This is a genomic window from Lentzea sp. NPDC051213 (genome assembly GCF_044455585.1).
Taxonomy (GTDB): Bacteria; Actinomycetota; Actinomycetes; order Mycobacteriales; family Pseudonocardiaceae; genus Lentzea.
This window is the reverse complement of record NZ_JBITEX010000003.1, coordinates 663594-683661: the sequence shown is the minus strand read 5'-3', so window position 1 is coordinate 683661 and position 20068 is coordinate 663594. Positions and strand designations below refer to the sequence as shown.

Annotated in this window: 16 protein-coding genes; 10 read left to right on the top strand and 6 right to left on the bottom strand. The window is 67.5% G+C overall.

The annotated features are described in order from the left end of the window. Window positions 1-18 precede the first annotated feature (18 nt). On the bottom strand, window positions 19-693 hold the full coding sequence (locus ACIA8G_RS16255; protein ID WP_396419270.1) for a response regulator transcription factor: 675 nt from the start codon (window positions 691-693) through the stop codon (window positions 19-21). 145 nt (window positions 694-838) lie between these two features. On the opposite strand from ACIA8G_RS16255, the gene ACIA8G_RS16250 reads away from it, so the two are divergent. Continuing rightward, complete coding sequence (locus tag ACIA8G_RS16250) at window positions 839-1810, top strand: carboxyl transferase domain-containing protein (RefSeq protein ID WP_396419269.1); 972 nt, start codon at window positions 839-841, stop codon at window positions 1808-1810. A 10-nt stretch (window positions 1811-1820) separates the two neighbouring features. Continuing rightward, the gene (locus ACIA8G_RS16245; protein WP_396419268.1) at window positions 1821-4001 is read left to right on the top strand and encodes an ATP-dependent RecD-like DNA helicase; all 2181 of its coding nucleotides are present in this window, start codon (window positions 1821-1823) and stop codon (window positions 3999-4001) included. Here ACIA8G_RS16245 and ACIA8G_RS16240 read toward each other — a convergent pair. Continuing rightward, on the bottom strand, window positions 3983-4747 hold the full coding sequence (locus ACIA8G_RS16240; RefSeq protein WP_396419267.1) for an alpha/beta fold hydrolase: 765 nt from the start codon (window positions 4745-4747) through the stop codon (window positions 3983-3985). The genes ACIA8G_RS16245 and ACIA8G_RS16240 overlap by 19 nt on opposite strands. Before the next feature lie 18 nt (window positions 4748-4765). Next, window positions 4766-4903, bottom strand: a complete 138-nt coding sequence (locus ACIA8G_RS16235) for a hypothetical protein (protein WP_396419266.1) — start codon at window positions 4901-4903, stop codon at window positions 4766-4768. Window positions 4904-5128: 225 nt separating this feature from the next. Between ACIA8G_RS16235 and ACIA8G_RS16230 the strand changes: the two genes are divergently transcribed. The 5 genes from ACIA8G_RS16230 (at window position 5129) to ACIA8G_RS16210 (ending at window position 10965) form a co-directional block, all read left to right on the top strand. Then, entirely contained in the window at window positions 5129-6409 is a 1281-nt protein-coding gene (locus ACIA8G_RS16230) for a M14 family zinc carboxypeptidase (RefSeq protein WP_396419265.1), read from the top strand. 73 nt (window positions 6410-6482) lie between these two features. Next, the gene (locus ACIA8G_RS16225) at window positions 6483-7574 is read left to right on the top strand and encodes a serine hydrolase domain-containing protein (RefSeq protein ID WP_396419264.1); all 1092 of its coding nucleotides are present in this window, start codon (window positions 6483-6485) and stop codon (window positions 7572-7574) included. Window positions 7575-7628: 54 nt separating this feature from the next. After that, entirely contained in the window at window positions 7629-8705 is a 1077-nt protein-coding gene (locus ACIA8G_RS16220) for a serine hydrolase domain-containing protein (protein WP_396419263.1), read from the top strand. A gap of 77 nt (window positions 8706-8782) precedes the next feature. Continuing rightward, entirely contained in the window at window positions 8783-9880 is a 1098-nt protein-coding gene (locus ACIA8G_RS16215) for a serine hydrolase domain-containing protein (protein ID WP_396419262.1), read from the top strand. Window positions 9881-9882: 2 nt separating this feature from the next. Continuing rightward, window positions 9883-10965: a serine hydrolase domain-containing protein gene (locus ACIA8G_RS16210; protein ID WP_396419261.1), complete on the top strand. Its 1083-nt coding sequence runs from the start codon at window positions 9883-9885 to the stop codon at window positions 10963-10965. 71 nt (window positions 10966-11036) lie between these two features. Here ACIA8G_RS16210 and ACIA8G_RS16205 read toward each other — a convergent pair whose 3' ends face one another. Then, window positions 11037-12653: a glycosyl hydrolase family 18 protein gene (locus ACIA8G_RS16205; protein ID WP_396419260.1), complete on the bottom strand. Its 1617-nt coding sequence runs from the start codon at window positions 12651-12653 to the stop codon at window positions 11037-11039. A 238-nt stretch (window positions 12654-12891) separates the two neighbouring features. After that, window positions 12892-15300, bottom strand: coding sequence for an ATP-binding protein (locus ACIA8G_RS16200; RefSeq protein WP_396419259.1), 2409 nt, complete (start codon window positions 15298-15300; stop codon window positions 12892-12894). Window positions 15301-15504: 204 nt separating this feature from the next. Here ACIA8G_RS16200 and ACIA8G_RS16195 point away from each other — a divergent pair, with 204 nt between their 5' ends. The 3 genes from ACIA8G_RS16195 to ACIA8G_RS16185 all read left to right on the top strand — a co-directional run bounded on the left by ACIA8G_RS16195 (window position 15505) and on the right by ACIA8G_RS16185 (window position 18182). Continuing rightward, complete coding sequence (locus tag ACIA8G_RS16195) at window positions 15505-16218, top strand: response regulator (RefSeq protein ID WP_396419258.1); 714 nt, start codon at window positions 15505-15507, stop codon at window positions 16216-16218. Window positions 16219-16511: 293 nt separating this feature from the next. Further along, window positions 16512-17384, top strand: a complete 873-nt coding sequence (locus ACIA8G_RS16190; RefSeq protein ID WP_396419257.1) for a DNA-3-methyladenine glycosylase family protein — start codon at window positions 16512-16514, stop codon at window positions 17382-17384. A gap of 102 nt (window positions 17385-17486) precedes the next feature. Beyond that, complete coding sequence (locus tag ACIA8G_RS16185; protein ID WP_396419256.1) at window positions 17487-18182, top strand: PP2C family protein-serine/threonine phosphatase; 696 nt, start codon at window positions 17487-17489, stop codon at window positions 18180-18182. Between the two features lie 53 nt (window positions 18183-18235). On the opposite strand, the gene ACIA8G_RS16180 is transcribed toward ACIA8G_RS16185, so the two are convergent. After that, window positions 18236-20011, bottom strand: a complete 1776-nt coding sequence (locus ACIA8G_RS16180; RefSeq protein WP_396419255.1) for an alpha/beta hydrolase — start codon at window positions 20009-20011, stop codon at window positions 18236-18238. Window positions 20012-20068: the final 57 nt, after the last annotated feature.

The following is a 20068-nucleotide window of genomic DNA, read 5'->3' as shown; positions in this document are numbered from 1 at the left end:
GCAGACCCAGCAGCTTGTTCACCTGGGTACCTCCAGCGCGTACCCCACCCCGTGCACGGTCCGGATCAGGTCGGCCCCGAGCTTGCGCCGCAGCGCCTTCACGTGGCTGTCGACCGTCCGCGACGACGCCCCCTCGTGCCATCCGCACGCCTCCGCCAGCAACCTCTCCCGCGCCTGCACGGCCGAAGGCCGCTCGGCCAGGAACACCAGCAGGTCGTACTCGGTGGGCGTCAGATGCGCCTCGACGCCTGAGCGGCGCACACGGCGGCCGGCCAGATCGATGACCAGATCCCCGAGCTCCATAGAAGTAGACGAAGCAGCCCGCGACACCCTCCGCAGCAGCACGTGCACACGCGCCGCCAGCTCACGCATCGAGAACGGCTTCGTCAGGTAGTCGTCGGCCCCCACGGCGAGACCGACCAGCAGATCGGTCTCGTCCCCCCGCGCCGTCAGCATCAGCACCGGCACCGAACGCGATGCCTGGATCCGGCGGCACACCTCGAGCCCGTCGAAGCCCGGCAGCATCACGTCCAGAACCACCAGGTCAGGCAGGAACGCGGCGGCCTGAGCGACCCCCGACGGCCCGTCGTGAGCCACCGACACCACGAACCCCTCGGCGCGCAGCCGCACGGCCACGGACTCGGCGATCGTGATGTCGTCCTCCACGACGAGCACCCGGCGCTGACCTGTCATGACGGGGACTTTATGGGCATGTCGTGGAGGACGCCGGGACAACTTGTGAAGATCGTGTGCAGACCCACGCGGTTACCGCCGAGTTACCGCGCGGAGGAACGCGCGCACTGTTAACAAAGCGAACCATTTAATTAGGCTCCGAAACATGGCCGGGCTCAACGCGCTCTTCGATCCCGACTCCGCGACGTGGTTCGGGTCGGTGTACGCCCGCGGTGACGTCCACGGCGCCCCCGCGTACGCGTACCAGGCAGCCTCTCTGGACACCCCCACCGCAGATGGCGTGGTCGCGGCGGTGGACCACGCGGTCCGCGACGGTTGCCCCGTCGTCGGTTCGTGGTGCAACTCCAAGGCCACCGACAGCGAGGAGATCGAGGAGATCGGCCGCGTGTTCGCCGCGATGACGCGGGCGTCCGGCTGGGTTCCGCAGGTCGCGGTCGTGCTGGAGCGCATCGACGGCACCGCCGCGTACGGGCCGGCACTGCACGACATCGTCGTGTCCACCGACCCGGAGATCGCCGACGTCCTCGTCACCACCGAGTACGAGGCGGCGTTCATGACCCGCCAGGTCGTCGCGCTGCTGGGGCAGCAGGGCGACTTCGGCCGGGCGCCGAAACCAGGTCCGCTCGAACCGGACGAGCCCCTCGACGCCATCCTCGACACCCCGCTGCTGCCACTGCGCAACGAGATCGGCCGGAACCTCCAGATCGGTCTCGGCCGGCTCAGCGGCCGCACGATCGGCGTCGTCGCGGAGTCCGGCCCGCTGGACGCACCGGCCGCCGAGAAAGCCGCGCGCTTCGTGCGCATGTGCGACGCGTTCGGCATCCCGCTCGTCGTGGTCGCGGGCTCTCCTGAACCCGGCAGGGAGGTCCGCAGCGGCGCCAAGCTGCTGCACGCGTTCGCGGAGTCGGTCGTCCCCAGGATCACCCTGGTCACGGGCGCCGCGAACGTCACCATGAACGCCCGCTCGCTCGGCGCCACCAGGGTCTTCGCCTGGCCGGGCGCGCAGAAGGACGGCGTGGACGAGCTCATCGACCCGCGCGACACCCGGCGGGCCCTGGTCGACGCCTTCTCCAGGGCTCCGCTGCGGCGTGGTCACCACCGGAACATCCCGCTGTAGGTTTCCCGGCATGAACGTCCTCGAAGCGGTCCTGGAAAGGATCACCTACGCCAACGAGGACAACGGCTACACCGTCGCCAAGGTCGACACCGGCCGCGGCGACCTCGTGACGGTCGTCGGCGCGCTCCTCGGCGCGCAGCCGGGCGAGTCCATCCGCATGCGCGGCCACTGGGGCTCACACCCGCAGTACGGCAAGCAGTTCCACGTCGACGACTACACGACGATCCTGCCCGCGACGATCCAGGGCATCCGCCGCTACCTGGGTTCCGGCCTGATCAAGGGCATCGGCCCGGTGCTCGCGGACAAGATCGTCACCCACTTCGGGGTCGCCTCGCTCGACGTCATCGAGCACGAGCCCGAGCGGTTGATCGAGGTCCCGAAGCTCGGCCCGAAGCGCACCAAGCTGATCACGGAGGCGTGGGAGGAGCAGAAGGCCATCAAGGAGGTCATGGTCTTCCTGCAGGGCGTCGGCGTCTCCACCAGCCTCGCCGTCCGCATCTACAAGCAGTACACGGACAAGGCCATCGAGGTCGTCAAAGAGGAGCCCTACCGGCTGGCGAGCGACGTCTGGGGCATCGGCTTCAAGACCGCCGACGTCATCGCGAAGGCCGTCGGCATCCCGCACGACAGCCCGCAACGGGTCAAGGCAGGCCTGCAGTTCACGCTCTCCGAGGCCACCACCGACGGCAACTGCTACCTGCCGGAACAGGCCCTCATCGCGGACGCCATCAAGATCCTCCAGGTCGACACCGGCCTCGTCATCGACTGCCTGGCCGAGCTCGTCGAGGAGGAGGGCGTCGTCCGGGAGGAGCTGCCGGACGACGAGATCGCCGTCTACCTGGTCCCGTTCCACCGCGCGGAGATCTCGATGGCGGCCCAGCTCAAGCGGTTGCTCCACGCCGACAACGACCGGATGCCGAGCTTCGCGGGCGTCGACTGGGACAAGGCGTTCGCCTGGCTCGGCACCGACCTCGAGCAGCACCAGGCGGAAGCGGTCAAACTGGCCCTCACGCAGAAGGTCGCGGTGCTCACCGGCGGCCCCGGCTGCGGCAAGAGCTTCACCGTCCGCTCGATCGTCCGCCTGGCCCAGGCCAAACGCGCCAAGATCGTGCTGGCCGCCCCGACCGGCCGCGCCGCCAAGCGCCTGACCGAGCTGACCGGCCACGAGGCCCGCACCGTCCACCGGCTGCTGGAGCTGCGGCCGGGCGGCGACGCGGCGTACGACCGAGACCACCCGCTCGACGCCGATCTAGTCGTCGTCGACGAGGCCTCGATGCTGGACCTGTTGCTGGCCAACAAACTCGTGAAGGCCGTCCCGCCCGGCGCCCACCTGCTGCTGGTCGGCGACGTCGACCAGCTCCCGTCCGTCGGCGCCGGCGAGGTGCTCAGAGACGTGCTGGCACAGGGAAGCCCGATCCCGAACGTCCGCCTCACGCACATCTTCCGCCAGGCCCAGGAGTCCGGCGTCGTCACGAACGCGCACCGCATCAACAGCGGTGACTACCCGCTGGTGCAAGGACTTCCGGACTTCTTCCTGTTCAGCACGGACGAGGCCGAAGAGGCCGCCACGATGACCGTCGACGTCGTGGCGAACCGCATCCCGCGCAAGTTCCGGCTCGACCCGCGCAAGGACATCCAGGTCCTCGCCCCGATGCACCGCGGCCCGGCAGGCGCGGGCGCGCTCAACACCGTGCTCCAGGAAGCACTGACGCCATCGCGCGAGAACCTGCCGGAGAAGCGCTTCGGCGGCAGGGTGTTCAAGGTCGGTGACAAGGTCACCCAGATCCGCAACAACTACGACAAGGGCAAGAACGGCATCTTCAACGGCACGCTGGGCATCGTCACCGCGCTGGACCCGGTCGAGCAGAAGCTCAGCATCCGCACCGACGAGGACGAGGACGTCGACTACGAGTTCTCCGAGCTGGACGAGCTGAGTCACGCCTACGCCATGACCATCCACCGGTCACAGGGCAGCGAGTACCCGTGCGTGGTCATCCCGATCACGACCAGCGCGTGGATGATGTTGCAGCGCAACCTGCTCTACACCGCTGTCACGCGGGCGAAGAAGCTCGTGGTGCTGGTGGGCAGCAAGAAAGCCATCGGCCAGGCCGTCAGAACCGTTGGGGCGGGCCGCCGCCACACGGCATTGGCCCACCGCCTCAGAACAACAACTCAGACCGACGTCAGGTAGTCCGTGATCAGACGCGCCCACGGCATCGCGGACTCCAGCGCGATCGCGTGCCCACACGCGATGTCGGTGTACTTCGATCCGGGGATGAGGTCCGAGACCTCCTTGCCGAGCTCCCGCGACAGCAGTTGGTCGCCGGACGCGCCGATCACCAGCGTCGGCTGCGTGACCTGCGGCAGCACGTCGGACAGGTCGATCTTCAGGATCAGGTCGACGTGGCTGGGCGACCCGGTCGGCACGCTCGCGCCGATCAGCTCGGCGAAGCCCTCCGCCTGCGCGGGCGTGAGCCTCGCCAGGTACTCCTTGCTGCACATCACCGACAGGATGAACCGCGACAGCACCTCGCGGGACCCGTTCAGCAGCGACTTCCACTCGTTGATCTTCGCCTTGGTCGCGTCGTCGATTTTCGTGAACGGCGTGCTCAGCACCAGCGCGCGCACCCGCTCCGGGTGCCGCACCGCCACCGTGGCGGCGACCGCGCAGCCCATCGAGTAGCCGGAGACGTAGAACGACTCGTGCCCGGCCTTGACCGCGATGTCGACGAGGTCGTCCGCGAGCTTCGCCAGGTCGAGAGCGCCCGCGGCCTTCGGCGAACTGCCGGAGCCGGGCAGGTCCGGCGCGATGACGGTGAAGTACTGGGTGAGGGTCCCGAGGATCGGGCCGTAGTTGGCCTGGATGCTGCCGCCCGCGCCGTGCACGAGCAGCAGAGCCGGGCCGGTGCCCTTGACGACAGTGGACAGGCCGGACATGGGGAACCCCCGAATTGGTCAGTCCATGCTGCGGACGATGGTCGGCTCCAACCCCTCGTCGTCGTCCACGAGGGAACCGCGCCAGGGGAAGTACAGGTGATCCGGCAACCCGTAGTAGGAGATCTCAGCGACGTTGTCGTTGTAGAGATGATCCATGGTCGGCGCTCCTGTTACCTTCCCAAGACGTATGCGGACCTCGCTGAACTCGAGTCGGTTTCGGCCTGTCGACACAATAACCGCTGCGATGCTGGTGGAAATACTATTGATTTGCGTCACACGCCGCCAAGTGGCCGGTTTCCCCGTCTCAAGAACCGGACGGTAATCATCCGGTCGGTCGAACGGACTGGCGTGACTCACCCGGACAGCCGATGATCGACGATCATGCGGACCGCCCTCGCCCTGCTCGCCAGCCTGGCCCTGCTCCTGAGCCCCTCGCCGGCGCCGGCCGGAGGTCCGCCTGCGACGTTTGTGCTGCGTGTGCCCGCTCCACTCGGTGACTCCGCGCAACGGCTGCTCGGCCTGGGCTATGACGTCGTGGAGCAACGCGACGGAGAGGACCTCTTCGTCGTCGGCGACGCGCACACCGCTGACAAACTCCGTGCCGACGGTTTCCGGCCTGCCATTGAGACGGCGATGCCTTCGTCTCAATGGGCCCCGCGCTCACTCGGAGATACGACCTATTACGGCGGCTATCGCACGGTTACCGCGCATATCGCCCATCTCGACGAGATCTCGGCGGCCCATCCCGATCTCGCGACGGTGGTCGACTACGGCGACTCGTGGCGCAAGACCCAGGGCTCCGGCGGATATGACCTGAAAGCGGTCTGCATCACCCGTAAACGCCCAGGTGACTGCGCTTTGGTGCCGACCGCGCCGAAGCCGCGCCTGTTCGTGATGGGCCAACTCCACGCCCGCGAAATCACCACCGGCGACATGGCGTGGCGATTCATCGACGACCTGGTCAGCGGCTCGGATCTCACGGCGCTGCTCGGCGATCTGGAGGTCTGGGTCGTCCCGATCGCCAACCCCGACGGCGTCGAGATCGTCGAGTCCGGCGGCGACTCACCCGTCCTGCACCGCAAGAACGCCAACGGCACCTGCACGAACGGCCCGCGCGGCGTCGACCTCAACCGCAACGCCGGCTCGCATTGGGGTGAGGTCGGCGCCTCGACCAACAAGTGCAGTGACACCTACCGCGGCCCGCGGGCCGACTCCGAGGTGGAGACCCAGGCGCTGGAGGCGTTGTGGCGCAAGCTCTACCGCGACACCCGCGCGCCAGGAGACACCGCGGCGGCCGCCGCCGACACCACCGGTGCGGTGATCTCCATGCACAGCTACGGGAACTACGTGCTCTTCCCGTGGGGCTGGAGCACCCAGAAGACGGGCAACGACGCCGCGCTGCGCAAGATGGCCGGTGACATGGCTCAGCTCTCGGGTTTCCGGGCCGGTCAGCCGGGTGAGCTCATCTACAACGCGTCCGGTGCGACCGACGACTGGGTGTACGACGACCTCGGCGTGCCGAGCTTCGTGTGGGAGATCGGTGCTTCGTCGGGTACCTGCGGCGGTTTCGTCCCGCCGTACTCGTGCCAGGCGGACGTGCATTGGCCGAAAGTGCGTTCCATGCTCGGTTCGGCCATGAAGGCGGCGCACCAGCCCTACTAGCGGCTGTGACTGAGCTACCCCTAGGGGCGATCCAGGAAGCCGGCGAGCGCCCTCACCGGCATCGTGGACTCCCATGGGGATCCGATTCACCGCAACAGTCGCCGTGGCGATCCTGCTGATCGCCACCACGGGGGGAACGGCGCTCGCGGACACCACCGCGAGCGTCGACCGCGAGGTCGTCCAGGAAGGGCTGGACCAGGTCGTCGCGACGGCAGCGCTCGGCGTCCAGCTCCGCGCCACGAGCGACGGGGAGCAGTTCACCGCCCGTTCCGGCAAGGCCGAGCTCAACAAGGACAAACCCGTTCCGCTCAACGGAAAGTTCCGTGCGGGAAGCATCACCAAGATGTTCGTGTCGACGGTGGTGTTGCAGCTCGCGGGCGAGGGCAAAGTCGATCTGGCCGCGCCCGTCGAGACCTACCTGCCTGGTCTGATCGACCAGCAGATCACCGTCCGCGACCTGCTCCAGCACACCAGCGGCCTCTACGACCACAACGACGCGCTCCCGTTCGACCCGGCCGGCTTCGAGCAGATCCGGTACAGGCACTGGGAACCGGAGGAGCTCGTCGCGATCTCGACCAGCAGGCCGCTGGAGTTTCGACCCGGCACGAAGTGGAAGTACTCCAACACAAACTACGTCGTCGCGGGCCTGCTGATCGAGAAGATCACCGGCAGGCCGCTCGAGCGGGTGGTCGAGCAGCGCGTCCTGAAGCCGTTGCGCCTCAACGACACCGTGCTACCCGGCGACAACGACCGGATTGACGGCCCGCACGCCCACGGCTATTGGGCGATCGGCGGCAAGCCGGTGGACATCACCCGGTTCAACACGTCCGTCTTCTGGGCCGAGGGCAACATCGTGTCCACCACGAAGGACCTCGACACGTTCGTCGCCGCGCTCGCGAGCGGCAGGCTGCTGAGGCCCGCGCAGCAGCAAGAGCTCACCAGGACCACGGCCGTCAGCCCCGGCTACGGCCTCGGCGTGAGCATCCAGGTCCTCCCTTGCGGCACGACGGTCTGGGGTCACGACGGTGGTGTGCCTGGCTCCGGCTCGCTGGTGCTGACCACGCCGGACTTGCGGAAACGCGTCGCGCTGAACGCCAACACCTCGCTGGGTGAGGGCGATCCTTCTCCTGGTCTGCAGAAGATCCTCGGCGCGGTCTTCTGCTGAAACTCGGACCTGGGTCCGATGTCACCTCCGCCCGGCGGCGGCAGGGTGACGGCCATGGGGATTCGATTCACAGCAGTGGCAACACTGACCGTTCTGGCGCTGACCACGGGCACCGCGTCGGCGGAGGTCACCGACCGCGGGACCGTCCAGCAGGTCATGGACCAGATCACGTCGAGCGGGGGAGTGCTGGGCCTGCAGGCCCGCGTCACGGACGGGCGGCAGCGGTTCGCCGCCCGTTCCGGCGTCGCCGAGTTCGACACGGCGAAACCTGTCCCGCTCAACGGGAGGTTCCGCATCGGCAGCGTCACCAAGACGTTCGTGTCGACGGTGGTGCTGCAGCTCGCCGGCGAGGGCAAAGTCGACCTGGACGCCCCGGTCGACCGCTACCTACCTGGCCTGGTGCCGTACAAGGACATCACTGTCCGGCACGTGCTGCAGCACACGAGCGGCCTCTACAACTACACACCGGAACTCCCGCTGGACCCGGCCGGGTTCGAGCAGATCCGCTACCGGCACTGGGAGCCGGAGGAGCTGCTCGCCCTCGCCACGAGCCACCCGCTCCACTTCCCACCAGGTACGAAGTGGAAGTACTCCAACACCAACTACGTCGTCGCCGGCCTGCTGATCGAGAAGCTGACCGGTAAGCCGTACGAGAAGGCCGTCGAGCAGCGCATCCTGAAGCCGCTCAGGCTCGACGACACCGAGGTGCCGGGCGACAACGTCAACATCAAGGGCCCGCACGCGCACGGCTACTGGTCGGTCGACGGCACACCGACCGACATCACCCGCATCAACCCGAGTTTGGCGTACGGCGCCGGCGAAATGGTGTCCACGACACGTGACCTGGACACGTTCATCGTCGCGTTGACCAGCGGCAAGCTGCTCAGGCCCGCTCAGCAGAAGGAAATCGGCAGGACCACGGACGTCAGCCCCGACTACGGCCTGGGCCTCCAGGTCCAGACGCTGTCGTGCGGCACCAGGATCTGGGGCCACGGCGGCAGCATCCCCGGCTACGTCACGTTCATGGTGACGACGCCCGACACCGGAAAGCGCCTGCAGCTGTCCGCGACCAGCGCGCCGAGCGCGGGGAACCCCGCCTACGGCGAGATCATCGACGAGGGTTTCTGCTAGGAGCAAGGGATCTCCCTGAGGTGACTTCAGCCCAAGGTCTGATGCGGCCTCAGGGCGGTGGGGGCAAGGTGGACCGCATGGGGATTCGATTGGTAGCAACAGTGACCGCAGCGAGCCTGCTGGCTCTGACCACCGCGGGGGTCGCGTCGGCCGGCACGGAGACGGCGAGCGTCGACCGCAAGGTCGTCCAGCAGGCCATGGACCAGCTGACGTCGAGCGGCGGAGCGCTCGGCCTGCAGGCCCGCGTCACGGATGGGCGGCAGCGCTTCACCGCCCGCTCCGGCAAGGCAGAGCTGGACAGCGACAAACCCGTGCCGCTGGACGGGAGGTTCCGCGTCGGCAGCATCACCAAGACGTTCGTGTCGACGGTGCTGCTGCAGCTCGCGGGTGAGGGCAAGGTCGACCTGGACGCACCGGTCGACCGCTACCTGCCCGGCCTGATCGACAAGCAGATCACCGTCCGCCAGGTGCTCCAGCACACCAGCGGCCTCTACAACTACACGAGCGCGCTTCCGCTCGACCCGGCCGAGTTCGAGAAGATCCGCTACAAGCACTGGGACCCGAAGGAGCTGCTCGCGATCTCCACGAGCAAGCCGCTCGACTTCGCGCCCGGCACGAAGTGGAGCTACTCCAACACCAACTACATCGTCGCCGGCCTGCTGGTCGAGAAGCTGACCGGCAGGCCGTACGAGAGGGCCGTCGAGCAGCGCATCCTGAAGCCGTTGCACCTCAACGACACCGAGGTGCCGGGCGACAGCGTGAACATCAAGGGCCCGCACGCGCACGGCTACTGGGCGGTGAACGGCAAGCCGTCCGACATCACCCGCATCAACCCGTCGGTGGCGTGGGCGGCCGGCGAGATGGTGTCCACGACCAAGGACCTGGACACGTTCATCGTGGCTTTGACGAGCGGCAAGCTGCTCAAGCCCGCGCAGCAGAAGGAGCTCGACAAGACCACGGAGGTCAGCCCGAACTACGGCCTCGGCCTGGCCGTGCTGACCATGCCGTGCGGCACCAAGGTCGTGGGTCACGGCGGCGGCATCCCCGGATACTCGACGGAGCTGCTGACCACGCCGGACAACAAGAAGCGCCTCGAGATGTCGGCGACCAGCGCGCCGGTCCCCGGTGACCCCGGTCAGGCCTACAACGCCCTTCTCAACGAGGTCTTCTGCTGAACATGAAGCTGGTAGTCGCACTCACCGCGGCCGCCCTGCTCGCCTCCACCGGTGTCGCGTCCGCGGCACCGGTGGAGCAGCGGGAGGTCGTGCAGCAGATCATCGACAAACTCACCAGCACCGGCGGCGCACTCGGCATTCAGGGTCGGGTCACCGGCAGGGACACGTTCACCGTCAGGTCGGGTGTGGCCGAACACGGGTCTCGCAAACCCGTGCCGCACAACGGCACCTTCCGGATCGCCAGCGTCACCAAGACCTTCGTGTCGACCGTGGTGTTGCAGCTCGCCGGCGAAGGGAAGCTCGAGCTGGACGCGCCGGTCGCGCGCTACCTGCCGGGCCTGCTGCCGGACGGGGAGATCATCACCATCCGGAACCTCCTGCAGCACACCAGCGGTCTCTACGACTACACGGAGAGCCTGCCGCTCGACCCGGCCGGTTTCCCCGGAATGCGCTTCAAGACCTGGGACCCGCGCGAGCTGGTCGCCATCGGGACCTCCCGGCCGCTCGGGTTCCTGCCGGGCACGAAGTACAGCTACTCCAACACGAACTACACCGTCGCGGGGCTGCTGATCGAGAAGCTCACCGGCAGACCGTACCAGCAGGCCGTGGAGCAGCGCATCCTGAAGCCGTTGCGCCTCAAGGACACCGTGCTGCCTCGCAACAGCGCGGACATTCCCGGACCGCACGCACACGGCTACTTTCCCGACACGAACGGCAAACCGGTCGATGTCACCCGTCAGAACCCGTCGTGGGGAGGGGCGGCCGGCGAGATGATCTCGACGACTCGCGACGTGGACACGTTCCTGGCCGCGTTGCTCGCCGGGAAGCTGCTCAAGTCAAAGCAACAGGAGGAACTGACCAAGATCACGCCGAATAGCCCGAACTACGCTCTCGGTGTCTCGGTGACGCCGTTGTCCTGTGGCACCACGATCTACGGCCACGACGGCGGAATGCCCGGCTTCGGGGCCGAGATGATCAGCACGCTCGACGGCACCAAGCGCCTGGCGCTGTCGGTCACCGCGGCGGCCGACGGCGGCGAACCCGGCGACGGCTACTTCAAGCTGCTCGACGCGGTGTTCTGTTAGGGAACAACAAAAGGGGAGCTGGGTTGACCCAGCTCCCCTCCCGGCGTTGTGAAGGACTAACCCCGAAAAACCTAGCCCAGGGCGTTCTTCATCGCTGTGATCAGTTCGCCGTTGGCGGTGTCACCGTTCAACTCCCAGAAGAACGCACCACCGAGGCCCTGGCTGCGTGCCCAGGAGATCTTGCTCGCGATCGTCTGCGGCGTGTCGTAGCTCCACCACTCGCCGTTGCAGAACGCGTAGGCCGTGCCCGCGACCGTGCCCGTTGCGGGGCACTTGTTCTTCAGGACCTTGTAGTCCTCGATGCCGGGCTCGAACGTGCCAGGAGCCGCACCCGTCGCCGTGCCACCGGGAGCCGCCTGCGTCACACCCGCCCAGCCGCGGCCGTAGAAGCCGATGCCGAGGAGGAGCTTGCTGGCGGGAACACCCTTGCTGCGCAGCTTGGAGATCGCGGCCTCTGAGTTGAAGCCTGCCTGCGGGATGCCGCTGTAGCTCGTCAGCGGGGAGTGCGGAGCCGTCGGGCCCTGCTGTGCACCCGGCCAGGAGCCGAAGTAGTCGTACGTCATGACGTTGTACCAGTCGAGGTACTGCGCCGCGGGACCGTAGTCGGCCTTGTCGAGCTTGCCGCCCTCCGAGCCGTCAGCGGTGATCGCCGAGGTGACGAGGTAGTTCGAACCGAAGCGGGTACGCAGGGCCTGCATCAGGTTCTTGTACGCCGCCGGGCCGCTCGTGTCGCACGACAGACCACACGCGTTCGGGTACTCCCAGTCGATGTCGATGCCGTCGAACAGGTTGGCCCAGCGCGGGTCCTCGAGCAGCTTGTAGCAGGACTCGGCGAACGCGGCCGGGTTCTGCGCGGCCTGGCCGAAGCCACCGGACCAGGTCCAGCCACCGAACGAGTACAGCACCTTGAGGTGCGGGTACTTCTTCTTCAGCTTGAGCAGCTGGTTGAAGTTACCGCGCACCGGCTGGTCCCACGTGTCGGCGACGCCGTCCACGGCCTCGGCGGCCGTCATCGCCTTCTCGATGGCGGGGAAGGACTCGCCGATGGTGCACTGGCCGCCGGCCACGTTGCCGAACGCGTAGTTGATGTGCGTCAGCTTCGACGCGGAACCCGAGGTGTCGATGTTCTTCACCTGGTAGTTGCGCGCCGGGTAGACACCCCACTCCGCGAAGTAGCCCAGGTTGATCTTGCCGGGAGGCGGCGGCGGGCCGGTCGTGGTCGTGGTCGTCGTAGTGGTCGTGGTGGTGGTCGTCGTGGTCGACGTGGTCGGGTTCGTCCCGCCCGCGTCACACGAGCCACCGTTCAGCTTGCAGTTCGTGGGCGCGGCGAACGGGCCGGAGTAGGCGCCGTTGAAGCCGAAGCTCACCGAGGCGCCGGCGCCGATGTTGCCGTTCCAGGTGTTCTTGACCGTGACGGTCTGGCCGCTCGTCGTGTAGGAGCCGTCCCACAGCGAGGTGACCCGGTGGTTGGCCGGCATCGTGAACTCGACAGTCCACGACGTCAGGGCCGCCGTGCTGTTGTTCGTGATCGTGTACTTGCCCTCGAAGCCCGTTCCCCAGTCCGAACCCTTGGAGAACGTGGCGGACACGCCACCGGCACCGCTAGCGGCGGGCACAACGGCGAGTCCGAGGACCATCGCGGCGAGAGCCGCGAAGAGAGCAGCTAGATGCCATCGGAACTTGGACATCGGTCTCCTCAGTCGCAGGGGGTGCGAGAACGATGTGGTTTAGACCACTCGAAGGTCAAGGTCTAGACCTCTGCCGTCACTCGAATGGAGTAGAGCGAAAACGGTTTAGCGACACCCCTGCTGTCCGGTCTTTGTCTACTTGGTTGCCAATCGGGCTCGCCAAGACCGGTGAGGCCTGTTTTCGTTCCAGGCCAAAGTGTTTCTCGTTGCAGTAAAGGTTTTCACGCCCAACTGCTGGTCAGCCGATGGCGCGCTCCGCTCCCCATGCCGCGATGTCCTCGCGGCTCTGCAGGCCCAGCTTGTCCCGCAGTCGCTGCAACCGCGACGCCACGGTCCGCACGGACACGTTCAGCCGATTCGCGATCTGCTGGTTCGTCAGCCCGGTGGCGAGCAACGCGATCACCCGCCGCTCGTGGTCGTCCAACGAGTCGTGCGCCGCCTCGGTCCTGTCCAGCCACACCTCGTCCTGGATGAACGCCTCGGCTTCCGTATCGGACAACGGCGTGGAGGCGGCCTCCGCGCTCGCAACGGGCAGCATCAGCCGCGCCGTGCGCATCGCTCCAGCGACCTTCTCCGCCCAGAACGGATCCGGCACCACCCCGACAGAACGCCGCAGGGCTCGCCCGGTCGCCTCCAGTCGCAGCGCGCGCTCGGCCTGGCCGCGCATCAGCGCGACAACGGCAAGCCCCTCCAACGCGTCGGGCGCGGTCAACGGGTTCATCCCGTCCATCCGCAGGGCCTCCTGGAAGGCGTGCGTCGCCTCGTCCAGATCACCCTGTACCAACGCGACCGCTCCACGCGTGTTGAGCGCCGAGGCGATGCGGGCGGGCGCGCCGGACGTACGTGAGATGGGCAATGCCTTCATGACGGCCTTCTCGGCGCGTTCGTGCTTGCCCAGCGACAACGCCGTGCGCGCCAAATCCACCAAACACGTGGCGCGCGCCAACGGTTCGCCCAGCAACTCGGCAACCCGCAAGCACTCGGTGTTGTTCGCGTTCGACGCCTCCCACTCGCCGGACGACTGCTGCACCGCGGCCAGCGTGCTCCGGCTGCTCATCTGCAAGGCCGGATGCCCGATGTCCCGCACCAGCCGGGAAGCCTCACCGGACAACATGATCGCCTCGTCGTGATCACCTTGCTCCGCCGCGAAACGCGCAGCGTGGTTCAGCGCCACACATCGGTAATCGTCCCGAGTGGACGGTCGCCGCAGCGCGTCCCGCAGCATCACCCGCGCCTGCCCCAGCCGTCCTCGCCGCGCGGCACAGTCAGCCAACGCGGAAGTCAGCAGCAGCAACCGTTCGTCGGAACGTTCGGCGGCCCACTCGACGGTGCCCAGCAAGCTGTCGACGTGGTTGTCGAGCTTGTCCTGGACCTCGGCGGGCACGGACAGCGGTGAGGTGATCAGCACGTCCGAGAGGTCTGCGAACCAGCGGGCCAGCGCCTCGAAGGCCACGTCCATTTCGCCCGCCGTCACGAGTTTCTCCCGTGCGTGCAGCCGAACCGTCTCCAGCTGCCGGAATCGCGTCGTGCCGGGGACCGCGGTCAGCAGGGACTTGGCCTGCAGGCGCGACAACACGTCCAGCACCGGTTCCGCGGACCGTTCCGACGAGCAGACCTCGGTGGCGGCGGCCAGGTCGAAGCCACCGTCGAAAACACTGAGCCGCCGCAACGCGAACTGCTCGTCCGGCGCCAGCAGCTGGTAGCTCCAGTCGATGGCCTCGCGCAGGGAACGCTGGCGCGACGGGGACTTGCGGCAGCCCAGGGTCAGCAGCTCGAGCGGTTCGTCCATGCGGTCGCAGATGTCGGCGACCGGCAGCACCTGAACCCAGCGCGCCGCGAGCTCGATCGCAAGCGGCATGCCCTCCAGTCGCGCGCACAACAAGGCGACAGCAGCGGTGTTCTCCGGAGTGAGCCGGAAGTCGGGCTTGCGCTCGCGCGCCCGGTCGACGAACAGCTTCACGGCCTCGGAGCGGGGCGCCGCGGTCGTGACGAGGTCCCGATCCGTCGACGGCACGGGCAGTCCCTCGACGTGGAAGCTGACCTCGCCGGTGATCCACAAGGCTTCGCGCGAGGTGGCCAGGACGCGGACGCCGGGGCAGCGGTTGAGCAGGAGGTCCGCGAGCTCGGCGCACGTGTCGAGAAGGTGTTCGCAGTTGTCGAGGACAACGACCACCTTCATGTTCACGAGCGTCTCGAGCACCGTGTCGCGCAACGGCTCGTCCGGCTGCGCGAACACCCCGAGGGCACACGCGACGGCCGGCAGCACGTCCGTGCCGTGGACGACCTCGCCGAGCTCGACGAGCAGGACCCTGTCCGTCCGTCCGCGCCGCAACCGGCCGGCGGCCTCCAGAGCGAGCCGGGTCTTACCCGCACCCGCATTGCCCACGAGTGTAACGAGACGATGCCTGCGCAGCAGTTGGTCGAGCTTCGTGAGCTCCTGCTGACGGCCGATGAAGGTGTCGCGGGCAGCGGGCAGGTTCGCGAGCACCCGCAGGTTCTTCCTGGTAGCGGGCGTGGGCGCCGGAACAGCCGCACGGCGGCGATACGCCCGTTGGCGGCACGCGTTGGAGCAGTAGGACCTGCGTTGCTCGGAGGTGGCGGGAGGCAGCGTGCTGTCGCACAGGGCGCAACGTCCAGTGCTGATCATGTGTCTCTCTCCTCCAGTCGTAACGGCAGGCAGTCCCTGTCTCGGTCTGGTGATTGCGCAGGTCGTGGGTGGTGACCTGCCCCGTGCAACCCGTTACACGTGTCCGCGTGCGAGACGGTTCGCGTTGTGCTCGTTATGCCTGCCTTCCCGAGATCCTCGTTCGGGAACAAACTGGTGACTGGTCCGGTCTGACAGGGAGTGCGAATGACGGTGACGACGGGCAGCTCGTGGTCGAGCGCAGGTCTGCAGCTGGTGGACAAGCCGCGCACGATCACCGTCGGCATCGCCGACGACGAGGTGCTGATCCGCACAGGAGTCCGCGGCGTGCTGGAACGCGCCGGCAACGTGGTGGTGGTAGGCGAGGCGAGCGACGGCGGCGGCGCGGTCGAACTCGCGCGGCGCCACCGCCCGCAGGTGCTGCTGATGGACGCCGCGATGCCCGGCATGGAGGGCGTCGGGGCCGTGCGCATGGTCCGCCGGTACGTGCCGGGAACACAGGTGATCATGCTGTGCACCCCGCAGACAGAAGAGATGTTGTTCCCGGCCTTGCGCGCCGGCGCCGCGGGCTTCCTGTTCAAGAACGGCGAACCCGACGCGTTGGTGAACGCGGTCCGCGTGGTCGCCGCCGGCGAGGCGATCCTGTCGCCGTCCGCGACGCGCGCACTGGTCGACCACTTCACCGGCGCCGACTCGGAACGCCGTGACGCTGCCCGCAACCGCATCGGCCTGCTCACCCGGCGGGAGCAGGAGGTGCTGGTGTATCTGGCACAGGGCATGGCGAACGCGCGCATAGCAAGGCTCATGTACCTCTCGGAGGGGGCGATCAAAGCCCACGTCAGCCGACTGCTGACAAAACTGCGGTGCGACAACCGCGTCCAGGCCGCTCTCATCGCACGCGACGCCGCCCTTCCCTGCTGAAACTGACTTCTCCACGGCGCAGCAGTCAGACTAGCCACGGATTTTCGCGGCGCGAAGCAGGTCACCCGGTTGGCCCCGTCCAGAGTGATGTCCCTTTCCCGCCAGCGTCTCGCTTGGAATGGCGTCATGCTGCGGACATGCCTGCTCTTGTGCCTGCTCTCGCATCTGCTCGTGTGTCTGCTGTTGCGCCTGCTCTTGGGCCTGCTCTCGCGCCTGTAGAAGCGCTTGTGGACGTGCCTGTGGGTGTGCGTGGAGGTGTGCCTGCGGGTGTGCCTGGTGGTGTTCTTGGGGACATGCTTGCGGACGTGCGCCTAGTGGAGTTCCCGGAACGTTTGTCGTTTCAAGCACCTCTTTGCCCGGACAACTTGTTCGGGCACCTGATCGCGACCGCCGTGCCCGGTGTGGAGGAATGGCGGGACGGTGTGTATCGGCGCACAATGCGACTCCCTTTTGGATGCGGGATCGCCTCTTTGCAACCCTTTACCGATCACGTCGCGTGCACTTTGGAACTCTCCGATTCGCGCGACCGCCAAGCCGCCGTTGACGTTTGCCGGTTTCTGCTGGACCTGGACACGGATCCAGCCGCGGTGGACAACGCACTCTCCGCCGATCCCTTGCTGGCACCACTGGTCTCCCGCGCGCCAGGCCGCCGCGTACCGCGCACCGTAGACGGCGCCGAGTTCGCCATCCGCGCCGTGCTGGGACAGCAGGTCTCCACAAAGGCGGCCCGCACGCACGCCGCGCGCCTCGTATCGCGTTACGGCACACCGGTTGGCGACCTCTACCTGTTCCCGCTGGAGTTCGATCCCGCCGAGCTGGCCATGCCCGAGTCGCGCCGCCGCACGATGGCCGCGCTGCTGGACGCACTCCGGTCCGGATTGGACCTGAGCCCGTCAGCGGACCGCGCGGTCGCGCGTGAGTGGCTGACGTCGTTGCCCGGCTTCGGTCCTTGGACGGTGGAGTCGATCGCTATGCGGGCGTTGGGCGACCCTGATGCGTTCCTGCCCACCGATCTGGGGATTCGGTTGGCTGCCCGGGATTTGGGGCTGCCTGAGACTCCGGCTGCCTTGGTCAGGCGGGCTGAGGTGTGGCGGCCTTGGCGGGCTTACGCTGTGCAGCATTTGTGGGCTACTGGGGATCATGAGGTGAATCGGATCCCGGGTTGAGCTGCTGGTTTGCACTGGGGTGCGGGCTTGAGCTGTTTGTCCGGACCCGTCTTGGACCGGTCGCTCGCGCCGGAGTGAGTTCGCAACTGGTGTACTGATCACATGACACACGAGCTGCGCATCGCCGTGGCGACCGATCCTGGGCTCGTTCGTGAGCACAACGAGGACTCGGTCTACGTCCGGCCGGACCTTCAGGCCGTGGCGGACGGCATGGGCGGCCACGAGCACGGCGAAGTGGCCAGTGCCATCGCGGTGAACGTCCTCGCCGCGTGGCGGGGCGATCTCGGTCCCGCGGTGGCCGAGATCGCGCGCAGACTCGACGCCGAGGCTCCGCAGGGCGCCGGAACGACGCTGACCGCGATGCGCTGGGAAGGTCTCGCCTTCCAGCTGGCGCACATCGGCGACTCCCGGGCGTACCTGTTGCGCGAGGGGGACCTTCGGCAGATCTCCCACGACCACACCATGGTGCAGGCGCTCGTCGACGCCGGTCGGATGACGCCGGAGGAGGCTGCAAATCACCCGCGGCGGGCGTACGTGCTGCGGGCGCTGCAGTCCGGCAACTCGCACGAGCCGGACCTGTCGTGGCACCAGGCCTCACTGGGTGATCGGTATCTGCTGTGCAGCGACGGGCTGACGGATTATGCAGACGTAGAAGAGGTTCACGAGATTCTTCAGGACACTGAGGACGGTGCGGAGGCGGCCTGGCAGCTGATCGCGCTGGCGAACGGCAACGGCGGGCCGGACAACATCACCTGCGTGATCACCGACGTGGTCCGCAAGAAGTGGTGGCAGCGCTAGGGAATGGAAACGGCCCCCGGCACAACGTGCCGGAGGCCGCAGCTCAAAGGGTGTTACAGGTTGGCCGGCATGCCCGACTCGTCGGCCTCCGCGGTGGCGGAGCCGCTGAGCAGGTCACGGACGATCTTGTTGGCCTCCTTGACGGCGGGCGTGATCATCTTGATCTTCACCTTGCCGTTGGTGAGCTTGCCGCCGACCTCGAAGGTCTTGTCCTCGTTCGGCAGCGGGAGCGCCTGGCAGCCGGTGAACTGCTTGCGCGGGGTCGCACCGGTCTGGAAGAAGAAGACGATCGGGTCGTCGACGCAGTCCGTGTTGTACGGGAACAGGCCGTGCGAGCCCTCGTTGTCGACGCTGATCAGCTTCGCGTTCGGCAGCGCCTTCGCCGTGGACAGACCGCCCTCGTACGCCGTGGCGGCGTCGAGTTCGCTCTGGGCCATCAGCAGGCGCGGGAACGTCTTCTTGTCCGGCTTCGGCATCGAGTTCTTGGTCGGCCAGTACGCGCACAGCGGCGTGCTCATGAACGGCGCGATGAACGGCGCGTTCACGGTCAGGTCGGCCAGCCAGTAGTTCCAGTAGTGCAGGTTCTGGTTCCACTGACCGTCCTGGCAGCGGATCGCCTCGAACGTGGCGTCCCAGGTCTCGACCTCGGCGGCCGCGGTCGTGGCCTTCACCGCGACGCGCTCCTTCTTGGCGATCGCGGCGAGCGCGTTCTCCTTGCCCTTCGCGATGAATGCCTTGTTCTCGGCCGAAAGGCCCGGCGTCGCAAGCATCTTCGTGACGAGCGCGGAGACCTTCTCCGAGTCGGTGCCCGCAGGCGCGGAGTCACCGATCACCGCGGCGACGGCCGAACCGGCCACCGGGTACTGGGTGGTGTCGTACATCGCCGGGATGATGAACCAGGCGGTGAACAGCATGCCGAGGAACTCGCGGGTGCCGCCGGCCTTCTCCCACTTGCGGCGGATCTCCATCGGGTCGGTGCCCATGGCGAACTCGGCGTCGTTGCGCGCCATGTACGGCAGCAGCGCCTCCTGGAACTGGCGGTCGCGGGTGCGCGGCTGCAGGTCCCAGGTCTTCTCGAGGGTCGGCTGTGAGGCGTCGACGGCGGAGTCGAGCAGGAAGCGGTGCGCCTTGCCCGGGAACGTGGCGGCGTACCAGGTGCCCAGCCACGTGCCGTAGGAGTAGCCGATGTAGCTCATCTTCTTCTCGCCGAGCAGGACACGGATGAAGTCCATGTCGTAGGCGGTCTGCTCGGTGGTGATGAACGGCGTGAGGGGGTTCTCCAGGCAGCCCTGGACCTTCGCCTTGTTCACCACGTTGACGTCAGTGCTGGTCGGGACCGTGTAGCTGCACTTGAGCGGCGTGGAGAGGCCGACACCGCGCGGGTCGAAACCGATGAAGTCGTACTGGCCGGCGAGAACCGGGCTGCGCAGCGCCATCGCCGCACCCCACGGCAGGCCCGAGCCGCCGGGGCCGCCGGGGTTGACCAGCGCGATGCCCTGACGGCTGGTGCCCTTGTACGCGGTCTCGGTCTTGGAGACGCGGATGCCGATCGTGTTGCCGTCACCGGGGTTGTGCCAGTCGCGCGGCACCTGGACGGTGGCGCAGGCGAGGCCCTTGACGGTCTTGAAGCGCTTGACGGTCTCCTCCGCCACGCCGGGGAACGTGCAGTCTTCCCACGTGACGGCCTGGGTGGCCAGCGCGCCCGAGAGCTTGGCCGTGTCCGGATCCTGATTCGGTGCGGCGTTCGCCGTCGCCGGCACGAGCGCGATGCTCGTGGCGACCAGTGCCCCTGTCAGCGCGGCGATGCCGCCTCTGAAGTACTTCCTCACGGTCGATCCCTTCCTGCCCCCGCACGGCCTTGGTGAGACCGCGCTTTCGTCAGGGGA